This is a genomic window from Kitasatospora sp. NPDC057015, from assembly GCF_042673745.1.
Taxonomy (GTDB): Bacteria; Actinomycetota; Actinomycetes; order Streptomycetales; family Streptomycetaceae; genus Kitasatospora.
Genome location: NZ_JBHUSG010000001.1, coordinates 434,651 through 445,414, shown reverse-complemented (window position 1 = coordinate 445,414; position 10,764 = coordinate 434,651). Strand labels below are relative to the sequence as shown.

The window sequence follows — 10,764 nt, the reverse complement described above, 5'->3', positions numbered from 1 at the left end:
CACGCCCAGGCCTTCGACATCAGCAGCACCATCCCCAAGGACAGCTGGTACGGCACCCTGCTCAAGGGCGTCTTCAACTTCCAGCCCGACCCCACCGTCCTGCAACTCACCGTCTGGGCCGCCTACCTCCTGCCCACCCTCGCCATCTTCCTCGGCCTCTTCACCCGCCCCCCGGCCACCACCAGCGGCACCCCGACCGTCAGCACCGGCACCACCTCGACCGCCAGCAGCAGCAACCAGAACACCGGGACCGCCTGACCGAGCCCACCGAGCCCCCGCCCGTACCCCCATCGCGCCCCGCCCGGCCAACGCCCGGCGGGGCGCGGTGCGTTCACCGCCGGGCCAGTCCGGAACGAAGGGGCGGCAGGTGTCCGGCGGGGGTGCGGAGCCGTGCCGCGGCAGGGGCTTTGTTGAGCAGCTGTCAAAAATTAACCTCCCAGGTCTACCCGCGTAAACCCCCAGGGCGCCAAGCTGGTTGTCCACCCGGGCGGATGCCGCCCCGGGCGCCTCCGCCTGCTCTCGTCCCCTGGAGTTCCGCATGCCCGAGATACGCTCCCTGAGCCGTGCCCTGATGGCCGCCGTCGGCGCCCTCCTGCTCGCCGTCACCACCCTGCTGGCCGGTGCAGGCAGCGCCCAGGCCGCCCTTCCCACCCCGGTGTCCGGGGCGACCGCCCGCAGCTACCTGGCCGCGCTCACCGTCGCCGCCGAGGCCCACGCCGACACCTACGACCGGGCGCTGTTCCCGCACTGGATCACCATCTCCGGCGCCTGTAACACCCGGGAGACCGTCCTCAAGCGGGACGGCAGCAACGTGGTCACCGACTCCGCCTGCGCCTCGGTCAGCGGCAACTGGACCTCCGCCTACGACAACGTCACCACCACCAGCGCGTCGAGCTTCGACATCGACCACCTCATCCCGCTGGCCGAGGCCTGGCGCTCCGGCGCCTGGGCCTGGACCACCGCGCAGCGTCAGGCCCTCGCCAACGACCTGACCCGCCCCCAGCTGATCGCGGTCTCGGCCTCCTCGAACCGCAGCAAGGGCGACCAGGACCCGGCGCACTGGCTGCCGCAGACCTCCTACCGCTGCATCTACTCCCGCGCCTGGGTGCAGGTGAAGTACTACTACGGCCTGACCGTCGACAGCGCCGAGAAGAGCGCCCTCACCTCGCTGCTCGCCGGCTGCTGAGCCCGCTGCTCGCGCCGCCGGGCCCGTGGTCTGAATTCCCCCGTGCCCAGGGCGTCCTGACGATGCGCAGGGCGTCCGTGACCTCCTGGCCCTGCGTCGCCGGAACGAACTCGGCCGGCAGGACGGCCGGTTCGACCCGGTAGTGCCCTGTGACAGCCGGCCCCCGTCCGCGTGACGGGGGCCGGCTGTCACGTTCTCGCACCGCGATCGCCGAACCGCACCGGTGCACAAGGCCGTTCGGGTCGATGGCGTCGCCTCGGAAGGCCGCCCGGCCCGGGAAGCCCCGGCCGCCGCGGCCCCCGACTACTCGACGGCGACGCCCCAGCGGGCGGCCAGGCCCGCCAGCCCGCCCCGGACGGGATCGGGTGCGGCCTCGAAGCTCCAGCCGGCGCCGGTGCGGCGGATCGAACCCACCGTCATCGCGGTGTCGGAGATCCCCGAGGTGCCGCCCGCCCAGTGCTCCGGGCCGGTCGCGGCCGTGCCGAGCGCCGCCCGTACGGCCAGCCCGTGCACGTAGCCGAGCGGGAGCGCGGGCGGCGTCTCCTCCTCGGTCGAGACGGCGAGCACCACCTCGTCCACCTCCGGCGCGAGCCGCGCCAGGTCGACGGTCAGCGCGGCGCCCCGGGCCGGCTGGCCCGCCACCGAGTGGGTGGGCTGCAGGCACACGGCCCCGTCCGGGTCCTGCGGGTTGTTGAAGAAGACGAAGTGCTCGTCGCTCAGCACCCGGCCCGAGGCGCAGAGGAAGGCCGACACGTCCAGCTCCACCGGGTCCCCGGCCACCGTCCGGCTCTGCCAGCTGACCTCCAGCCGGACGGCTCCGACGGCCCCCTGGTCGGGCGCCGCCCCGGCGGCGGCACCGGCCGGACCCGTCGCCCCGGCGGCGCCCCGCGGGGCCGGGCCCAGCCGCCCGCGCAGCCCCTGTTCGGCCAGCAGCTCCACCAGTTCGGGGCCGGTGACCAGGCTCAGCGGCTTGTTGCGGATGTAGTCGTACGAGCCCGGTCCGAAGCCCGCGGTGGTGACCAGGATGCCCTTGATCGCGCCGTGGTGGCGGACGGTGCTGTCCAGGTCGCGGACCGCGGTGGGGGAGACCGTCGAGCGGTAGCGCTTGGCCTGGATGACGATCCGGCCGCCGGTCACCGGGTCGAGGTCCTCGGCGACCACGTCCACCCCGGCGTCGCCGCTGCGCGCGGTCGTCATCACCCGGTAGCCGCGGGCGCGGAAGAGCTCGGCGATCAGCTCCTCGAACTCGATCGGGTCCATCTCGAAGAGGTCCGGTTCGTCCTCGCCGCCCTGGCCGGCGAGGCTGCCGCCGACCGTCTGCGGCAGCCGGTCCGGCTTCACCTCGTCCAGTCGCTCGGGCCGGGCCGAGAGCCTGCCCCCGAGCCCCAGCAGGCACTCCACGGCCGCCACCCGGTCCAGGGAGAGCGCGGAGAACTCCGCCCGGGTGACGGTCGCCGTCAACAGGAAGCGCTCCGCCTCCCGCCCGGTGGCCGGGTCGATGCCGTGCACGAAACCGTTCAGCACCACCGATCTGAGCAGCCCGTCGGCATCCGCCCGGAAGAGCTCGGTGACCACCCGCAGGCCGCTCTGCGCCAGCACCTCCCGGTACAGCGCCTTGCGTTCGGTGGCGGGCCGGGCGACCTCGGCCTCCCGGTCGTCCGACTTCACGTACCGCACCCGGGCGCTCGCCGGCACCACGTCGGCGCCCGGCAGCTCCCAGTTCACCACCAGCTGGCGGGTGGACGCCTCCCAGGCCGCCACCAGGTTGTGCGGGAACCCCTCGGGCCAGCGCGCCGAGGCGTACAGCACCGCGGTGAAGTACTCCTGGACGGCGTCGGCCTCGCCGCCGCGCAGCCGGTCGAGCAGCTCCCGCGTACGGGAGCCGCGTTCCTCGTCCTGGCGCCGGTGCTCGGCGACCCAGGCCAGGTACTGCCCGTGGTACTCGCCGAGTTGGCGCTGCCGGTCGGCCTCGGCCGCCTGCGCCCGGTACCAGTCCTGCTCGAACCGGGCCCGGGCCTGCGCCAGGTACTCCTCGTACTGCCGGCGGATCGCCGGGTTGCGGGCCTGCACCGCGTCCGGCGGCTGCACCTGGTACTGCGCCTGGTCGGGCATCGGTACCGGTACGCCGAGCCGGCCCGGCTCGAACGGCGGTACCTGGCCCGGGGTCAGCAGCGCGGCCGGCCGGAACGCCGGCTGCGCCAGCCCCGTCCGCAGCACCTCGCGCAACTCCGTCACCCGGGTGTCGAGTTCGGCCGTCCGCCGGGCGGCCTCCGCCTCCCGGGATTGCTGGTACGCCCGCAGCGCCTCGCGCTCCCCGCGCGCCGCCGTCCGCTGCGCCTCCCGGGACTCCCGCTCCTGCCGGCGCTGTTCGGCGGCGTCGGCCCGCCACCGGGCCTCCTCGCGGCGCTGCTGCTGTCGCTGCGCCTCCGCCCAGACCGCCAGCACTCCGTTGTTCCGCCGCCCCGCCACGTCCACCCCTTCGGTCCACGGCCGCCTGCGCCCCGGCCGGCCGCCCGGCCGCGGTGTGGCCGCGCGGCAACAATAGAACGTGGGCGGGTGGATCTTCCAAGCGGCGGGGGACGGCGGCGCTCCGGTGGGCCGGTCGAGCTCAGCCGTTGGCGCCGGGAACACCCTGGAACGGCTGCACCGAGAGCTTGCCGCAGACGTTGAGCGTGTTGTCGTCGACGCCCCCGGTCACCTTGACCTGCTTGGCCTGGGTCTCGTCCGGCAGGATCACCTGGACCTTGCCGCCGGTCACCGCGCAGACCCGGCGGCCGGACGGCGAGCCCCCGGCGTTGACGTTGCTGTACTGCAGGTTGGCGTTGGCGATCTGCTTCGGCTTCAGCGTGACCGCGGTCGCCGGGAATCCGGTGTTGCGGTCGGCGGTGAGCGGGGTGGCACTGCGGCCGGCGTCGTCGGAGACCTGGATCCCCGGGAATCCGGTCAGCGTGCAGGTGCGGGTGGAGGTGTTGACCACGTGCAGTGAGGCGTAGGCGGGCTGCTTGTCGTCGGCGATCAGGTCGGGGCCGAGCACGCTCATCTCCAGGTCGGCGGCGGTGCACCTGGTGCCGGCCGGTACGGCGGCGGAGCCGGAGGCCTTCGGGGTCGCCGAGCCGGGGACGGTCGGCGCGGTGCCGGTCGGGGTCGCGGCGCCGGCCGGGCCGGGGGCGGTCGCGGCGGGCGCCGCGTCCGGGCCCTTGTCCCCGTCGTCGCACGCCGTGAGGGCCAGTCCGGCGGTGAGGGCGAGGGCGACGGTGAACGGAACTCGACGAACGCGCATGAGTTCTCCTCCCGGAGAAGTCTGCAGGGCTCCGGTGAACCCCGGACGGTGCTTGCGGTGCCAAGGACACGTGATCACCACCGGGCGGTTGCACGCGGCTGCCGGCGACGGCCGGTTCGGGCAGTCGGCGTTGCCCTTTCGGGCAGCGCCCGGCTCCGCGGTGAGCCGCCTGCCCCGGCGGCCCTTCAGCCGCCCGGCACCCTGCTCGCGGAGCGGCGGGACGGCACGGCGCGCCGCTCAGGCCTCCGGCAGCGCCAGGGCCAGCCGGTTGATGTCCCGGGGCCGGAGGATCCGGGTCCCGGGGTCGACGCCGGGGGTGGCGACCGCGATCATGGACCGGCCCAGCTGCTCGCCGGTGGTGACGAGGTTCGGCGCCACCCGGCGGAGCAGGTGCAGCAGCGGCCCGGTCACGGCGTAGACCGTCCGGTAGAGCCGCGTCTTGGAGACCACACCGCGCTGCGGCGCCACGATCCCGGGCCGGAACATGTACGCGTTGAACGGCAGCCGCAGCAACTCGTTCTCCGTCCGCCCCTTGACCCGCGCCCACATGGAACGGCCGCGTTCGGTGCTGTCCGTCCCCTCGCCCGAGACGTACGCGAAGGTCAGCGCGGGGTTCGCGGCCGCCAGCGTGCGCGCCACCGTGAGTGTCAGGTCGTAGGTGACCCGGCGGTACGCGTCCTCCTTCATGCCGACGGCGGAGACCCCGAGGCAGAAGAAGCAGGCGTCGTAGCCGGCGAGCTCCAGCGCCGGGTCCGACAGGTCCGACGGGTCCGGCTGGAGGACGTCGCGCAGCTTGCGGTGGGCCAGGCCCAGCGGGGTGCGCCCGATCGTCAGGACGCGCTCGACCGAGTCGTCCGCCAGGCACTCGCGCAGGACGGCCCGGCCGATCATGCCGGTCGCACCGAAGATGATGACGTTCACGGGCCCAGCCTAGGCGCTCGGGCGCCGGGAGCCGGGAGCGGCCGTACCCGCGTCGCCCGGGGCGCGCCCGGCGGACCTCGCCGGGGATCCGGCGCGGTCCGCCGGATCCGACCTACCGCAGGCTGCGCAGGTACTCGCGGTTCATCGCCGCGATGCTCGGCAGCGGGATGCCCTTGGGGCAGGCGGTGGCGCACTCACCGGTGTTGGTGCAGCCGCCGAAGCCCTCGGCGTCCATCGCGGCCACCATCGACCGCACCCGGCTGCCGCGCTCCGGCGCGCCCTGCGGGAGCACGTTGAGGTGCACCACCTTGGCGGAGGTGAAGAGCATCGCCGAGCCGTTCGGGCAGGCCGCGACGCAGGCCCCGCAGCCGATGCACTCGGCGTGCTCGAAGGCGGTGTCGGCGGCCTCCTTGGGGACGGGCGTGGCGTGCGCCTCGGGGGCGCTGCCGGTGGGGGCGGTGATGTACCCGCCGGAGCCGATGATCCGGTCGAACGCCGAGCGGTCCACCACCAGGTCCTTGACCACCGGGAACGCGGCGGCCCGCCAGGGCTCCACGTCGATGGTGTCGCCGTCCTCGAAGTGCCGCATGTGCAGCTGGCAGGTGGTGGTGCGTTCCGGGCCGTGCGCCCGGCCGTTGATGACCATGCCGCAGGCGCCGCAGATGCCCTCGCGGCAGTCGTGGTCGAAGGCGACGGGCGTGTCGCCGCGCAGGATCAGCTCCTCGTTGAGGGTGTCGAGCATCTCCAGGAAGGACATGTCGGGGCTGATGCCGGTGACCTGGTAGGTGGTCATCGAGCCGGCGGTGTCGGGGCCCGCCTGGCGCCAGATCCGCAGGGTGAGGTTCATGCGTAGCTCCGCTGGGTGGGGTGGACGTACTCGAAGTCGAGGTGCTCGCGGTGGAGCACGGGCGGGGTGCCGGTGCCGGTGAACTCCCAGGCGGCGGCGTACGAGAACTCCTCGTCCTTGCGGGCCGCCTCGCCCTCCGCCGTGCGGCTCTCCTCGCGGAAGTGGCCGCCGCAGGACTCGGTGCGGTGCAGGGCGTCCAGGCACATCAGTTCGGCGAGTTCGAAGTAGTCGACCAGCCGGTTCGCCTTCTCCAGGGACTGGTTGAGCTCCTGGCCGGTGCCCGGCACCCTGATCCGGCGCCAGAACTCGTCCCGCAGCTGCGGGATCCGCTCCAGGGCCCGGCGCAGCCCGGCCTCGTCGCGCGCCATCCCGCACTCCTCCCAGAGGAGTTCGCCCAGTTCGCGGTGGAAGGAGTCGGGGGTGCGGTCGCCCTGTACCGCGAGGATCAGGTTGAGCCGGTCGGTGACCTCGGCCGTCACCTCCTCGATCGCGGGGTGGTCGGCCGGCACGGGCTCGGCGGTGTGCCGGGCCAGGTAGTCGTTGAGGGTGGCGGGGAGCACGAAGTAGCCGTCGGCCAGGCCCTGCATCAGCGCGCTGGCACCGAGCCGGTTGGCGCCGTGGTCGGAGAAGTTGGCCTCGCCGATCGCGAACAGGCCCGGCAGGCTGGTCTGCAGGTCGTAGTCGACCCAGAGTCCGCCCATGGTGTAGTGGATCGCGGGGTAGATCCGCATCGGCACCCGGTACGGGTCCTCGGCGGTGATCCGCTCGTACATCTCGAACAGGTTGCCGTACCGGGCCTCGACCTGGTCGCGGCCGAGCCGGGCGATGGCGTCGGCGAAGTCCAGGTAGACGCCCTGGCCGCCGGGGCCGACGCCGCGGCCCTCGTCGCAGACGTTCTTGGCGGCCCGGGAGGCGATGTCGCGCGGCACCAGGTTGCCGAAGGAGGGGTAGATCCGCTCCAGGTAGTAGTCCCGCTCGGGCTCGGGGATCTCCGCCGGCGGGCGGGTGTCGCCCTTGGCCTTCGGCACCCAGATCCGGCCGTCGTTGCGCAGCGACTCGCTCATCAGGGTCAGCTTCGACTGGTGGTCGCCGCTGCGCGGGATGCAGGTCGGGTGGATCTGGGTGAAGCACGGGTTGGCGAAGTACGCGCCCCGTCGGTGGGCCCGCCAGACGGCCGTGGCGTTGGAGTTCTTGGCGTTGGTGGAGAGGTAGAAGACGTTGCCGTAGCCGCCGCTGGCGAGCACCACCGCGTCGGCCAGGTAGGTGGAGATCTCACCGGTGACCAGGTCGCGGGCGACGATGCCGCGGGCCCGGCCGTCGATCACCACCAGGTCGAGCATCTCGGTGCGCGGGTGCATCTCGACGTTCCCGGCCGCGATCTGGCGGGAGAGCGCCTGGTACGCGCCGAGCAGCAGCTGCTGTCCGGTCTGGCCCCGGGCGTAGAAGGTGCGGGAGACCTGGACGCCGCCGAAGGAGCGGGTGTCGAGCAGTCCGCCGTACTCGCGGGCGAACGGGACGCCCTGGGCCACGCACTGGTCGATGATCTCCACCGAGACCTGGGCGAGCCGGTGGACGTTGGACTCGCGGGCGCGGAAGTCCCCGCCCTTGACGGTGTCGTAGAACAGCCGGCGGATCGAGTCGCCGTCGTTGCGGTAGTTCTTCGCGGCGTTGATGCCGCCCTGCGCGGCGATCGAGTGGGCCCGGCGAGGTGAGTCCTGGAAGCAGAACTGCACGACGTGGTAGCCCTGTTCGGCCAGGGTCGCGCCGGCCGCGCCGCCCGCGAGGCCGGTGCCCACCACGATCACGGTGTGCTTGCGGCGGTTCGCCGGGTTGACCAGCTTCGCCTCGAACCGCCGCTGGTCCCAGCGCTGTTCGATCGGCCCGGCGGGGGCGGTGGTGTCGGCCACCGGGTCCCCGACGCGGTAGTCGGCGTACCCGCCGCCCCGGAGGGCGTCGGCGTTGCGGGTGTCGGGCGTGTTCAACTCACCACTCCGGTCATCACGGCCACGGGAACGGACAGGAATCCGGCGGTCAGCACCAGCGCCAGGCCGTTGGCGGTGGCCTTCAACGCGCGGTCCCGGCGGGCGTTGTTGGCGCCCAGGGTCTGCGCGGCGCTCCAGAACCCGTGCCGGATGTGCAGGCCGAGCGCCAGCATCGCGAGGATGTAGACCACGCAGCTGTACCAGGTCGAGAACGAGGCCACGATGTTCTGGTACGGGTGGCCCTCCTCGGCGCGCGGGTTCACGGTGAGGGTGGTCAGGTCCAGGATGTGCCAGACGATGAACAGCCCCAGGATGACCCCGCCCCAGCGCATCGTCCGGGTCGCGTAGCTCGCCCGGCGCCTGCGGTGCGCGTAGCCGGCGGGGCGGGCGGCGAGGTCGCGCCGGCTCAGCTGGTACGCGGCGACGGCGTGCAGCCCGACGGCGGCCAGCAGTCCGACCCGGGCGATCCAGAGGAACCAGCCGTGCCCGAGGAAGGGCTGCCCGAGGGTGCGCAGCCAGGCCGCGTACCCGTTGATGTCGTCGGGGCCGAAGAAGACCTTGAGGTTTCCGAGCATGTGGAAGACCAGGTAGAGCAGCATGACCAGTCCGCTGACGGCCATCACCGCCTTCTTGCCGACGGTCGACCGCCAGAGGGTCTCCAGAGTGGACGGTCTACGGCCCGTCCGAGTCGCCTGTGCCATGACGACCACGGTAGGAAGCGCCGGACGGTACGTCCAAGACATGATGCGGCTCACCACCATAGTCCTGGCCTATCGTGGGAGGTGTGCAGCTCCAACAACTCCGCTACTTCGTCGCGGTCGCCGAGGCCCGCCACTTCACCCGGGCGGCCGAGGCCGAGCATGTCGCGCAGCCGTCCCTCTCCCAGCAGATCCGTTCACTGGAGCGGGAGTTGGGAGCCGACCTGTTCCACCGCACCCGGGGCAACATCGCCCTCACCGACGCCGGGGACGCCCTGCTGCCGCTGGCCCGGCGGATCCTGGCCGACACCGAGAGCGCCCGGGTGGCCGTCCAGGAGACCGTCCGGCTGCGGCGCGGGCGGGTCCGGCTGGGAGCGCCGCCCAGTCTCTGCACCAGCCTGGTGCCGGACGTCCTGCGGCTCTTCCGCGACCGCTACCCGGAGGTCACGCTGGTCGTCCGGGAGGGCGGCTCGCGGGACCTGGTGAACAGCCTCGGCGACGGCGAGCTGGACCTCGCGCTGATCATCACCCCGCCCGCGGGGCAGGCGCCCGCCCCCGGGCTGGCCGTCACCGAGCTGCTGCACGAGGAGCTCGTCCTGGTCGCGGCGACCGAGGGGCCGCGCCGACGGTCCCGGGTCCGGGTCGAGGAGCTGCGCGACCGCCCGCTGGTGATGTTCCGGGAGGGCTACGACCTGCGGGAGACGACCATCGGGGCGTGCCGGGCGGCCGGCTTCGAGCCGGTCTTCGCGGTCGAGGGCGGCGAGATGGACGCCGTGCTCGGCTTCGTCCGGGCGGGCCTCGGCCCCGCCGTGCTGCCGGGGATGGTCGCGGCCCGTTCGGGCCTGGTGGTCACCCCGTTCGCCGGTCGGGGGCTGGGCCGGACGATCGCGGTCGCGCACGGCGCCGAAGTCCCGCCGACCCGGGCCGCCGCCGCACTGCGCGCCACCCTGCTCGGCCACCTGCGGGACGCGGCACTGGCCGGCGCCCTGCCACCCGGCACCCAGCTGCTGCTGGACTGAGCCGCCTCGGGAGGCTCGGGACGCTCGGGACCGACGGGTACGGGCCGGGCACTCCGGGGGAGTGCCCGGCCCGCGCCGACGGCAAGGACCGACGGCAAGGACCGACGGCCGGCGCCGGCCCGGCGCACGCCGTCGGGTACCGGAGATCAGGCCGGCAGGACGGCCTCGATCGCCGCGACGACCTCGGCGGCCTCCGGCTCGGTGCGCGGGCGGATCCGGGCCGCCACCGTGCCGTCGGGGGTGATCAGGAACTTCTCGAAGTTCCAGCTGACGTCGCCGGCCTGGCCCTCGGCGTCGACCGCCTTGGTCAGCTCGGCGTACAGCGGGTGCCGGTCGTCACCGTTCACGTCGGTCTTCTCGAAGAGCGGGAAGGAGACGCCGTAGGTGGTCGAGCAGAAGGTCTGGATCTCCTCCGAGCTGCCCGGCTCCTGCCCGGCGAACTGGTTGGAGGGGAAGCCGAGCACGCTGAAGCCGCGCGCGCCGTACTGCTCCTGCAGCCGCTCCAGGCCGGCGTACTGCGGGGTCAGCCCGCACTTGGAGGCGACGTTGACGATCAGCAGCGCCTTGCCCTTGTAGTCGGCGAGCGAGGCGGCCTCGCCGGACAGCGTGCGCAGCGGGATGTCGTACAGGCTCACGAGGGTTTCCTTCGGTCGGGTCGGGATCGTTCGGGGACGGTCTCCACGGATGGTGCCATGGCGCACAACCACGACCGGGACCCGCCTGTTCCGCCGCGGCGACCCGGTTTCACCCCCGTGCGCGAGGTCCTTGCCGACGGCAATGGCTGAGATGGTGTGCGAATCGCCCGAACCGTGACCTTTCGGCGCCCCGGAA

The 10,764-nt window shown here is 73.4% G+C and carries 10 protein-coding genes; 3 read left to right on the top strand and 7 right to left on the bottom strand.

The window, feature by feature from the left end; genetic code table 11:
* Positions 1 to 258 (top strand): FTR1 family protein (locus ACFTWP_RS01955; protein ID WP_380261580.1); only part of this gene is annotated, 258 nt, incomplete at its 5' end.
* Positions 259 to 571: 313 nt separating this feature from the next.
* Complete coding sequence (locus ACFTWP_RS01950) at positions 572 to 1,186, top strand: HNH endonuclease family protein (RefSeq protein WP_380261615.1); 615 nt, start codon at positions 572 to 574, stop codon at positions 1,184 to 1,186.
* 303 nt (positions 1,187 to 1,489) lie between these two features.
* On the opposite strand, the gene ACFTWP_RS01945 is transcribed toward ACFTWP_RS01950, so the two are convergent.
* The 6 genes from ACFTWP_RS01945 to ACFTWP_RS01920 all read right to left on the bottom strand — a co-directional run bounded on the left by ACFTWP_RS01945 (position 1,490) and on the right by ACFTWP_RS01920 (position 8,917).
* Positions 1,490 to 3,655, bottom strand: coding sequence for a restriction endonuclease (locus ACFTWP_RS01945; protein ID WP_380261578.1), 2,166 nt, complete (start codon positions 3,653 to 3,655; stop codon positions 1,490 to 1,492).
* 139 nt (positions 3,656 to 3,794) lie between these two features.
* Positions 3,795 to 4,466, bottom strand: coding sequence for a DUF4232 domain-containing protein (locus ACFTWP_RS01940; protein ID WP_380261576.1), 672 nt, complete (start codon positions 4,464 to 4,466; stop codon positions 3,795 to 3,797).
* Positions 4,467 to 4,703: 237 nt separating this feature from the next.
* Complete coding sequence (locus tag ACFTWP_RS01935) at positions 4,704 to 5,387, bottom strand: epimerase (protein WP_380261574.1); 684 nt, start codon at positions 5,385 to 5,387, stop codon at positions 4,704 to 4,706.
* Positions 5,388 to 5,499: 112 nt separating this feature from the next.
* Positions 5,500 to 6,234, bottom strand: a complete 735-nt coding sequence (locus ACFTWP_RS01930; RefSeq protein WP_380261572.1) for a succinate dehydrogenase/fumarate reductase iron-sulfur subunit — start codon at positions 6,232 to 6,234, stop codon at positions 5,500 to 5,502.
* Positions 6,231 to 8,216 carry a fumarate reductase/succinate dehydrogenase flavoprotein subunit gene (locus ACFTWP_RS01925; protein ID WP_380261570.1) on the bottom strand — a complete coding sequence of 662 codons (1,986 nt, stop codon included), beginning with the start codon at positions 8,214 to 8,216 and terminating at the stop codon, positions 6,231 to 6,233. Before ACFTWP_RS01925 ends, ACFTWP_RS01930 begins: the two co-directional genes overlap by 4 nt.
* Entirely contained in the window at positions 8,213 to 8,917 is a 705-nt protein-coding gene (locus ACFTWP_RS01920) for a succinate dehydrogenase cytochrome b subunit (RefSeq protein ID WP_380261568.1), read from the bottom strand. The genes ACFTWP_RS01925 and ACFTWP_RS01920 overlap by 4 nt, the downstream gene beginning before the upstream one ends.
* A gap of 83 nt (positions 8,918 to 9,000) precedes the next feature.
* Here ACFTWP_RS01920 and ACFTWP_RS01915 point away from each other — a divergent pair, with 83 nt between their 5' ends.
* The gene (locus ACFTWP_RS01915) at positions 9,001 to 9,933 is read left to right on the top strand and encodes a LysR family transcriptional regulator (protein WP_380261566.1); all 933 of its coding nucleotides are present in this window, start codon (positions 9,001 to 9,003) and stop codon (positions 9,931 to 9,933) included.
* A gap of 146 nt (positions 9,934 to 10,079) precedes the next feature.
* Here ACFTWP_RS01915 and ACFTWP_RS01910 read toward each other — a convergent pair whose 3' ends face one another.
* The gene (locus ACFTWP_RS01910; protein WP_380261564.1) at positions 10,080 to 10,568 is read right to left on the bottom strand and encodes a glutathione peroxidase; all 489 of its coding nucleotides are present in this window, start codon (positions 10,566 to 10,568) and stop codon (positions 10,080 to 10,082) included.
* Between the last annotated feature and the right edge of the window lie 196 nt (positions 10,569 to 10,764).

Coding starts and splice junctions, on each gene's coding strand:
- ACFTWP_RS01920 (WP_380261568.1), bottom strand. CDS start 8,917: ATGGCACAGGCGACTCGGACGGGCCGTAGACCGTCCACTCTGGAGACC.
- ACFTWP_RS01940 (WP_380261576.1), bottom strand. CDS start 4,466: ATGCGCGTTCGTCGAGTTCCGTTCACCGTCGCCCTCGCCCTCACCGCC.
- ACFTWP_RS01930 (WP_380261572.1), bottom strand. CDS start 6,234: ATGAACCTCACCCTGCGGATCTGGCGCCAGGCGGGCCCCGACACCGCC.
- ACFTWP_RS01950 (WP_380261615.1), top strand. CDS start 572: ATGGCCGCCGTCGGCGCCCTCCTGCTCGCCGTCACCACCCTGCTGGCC.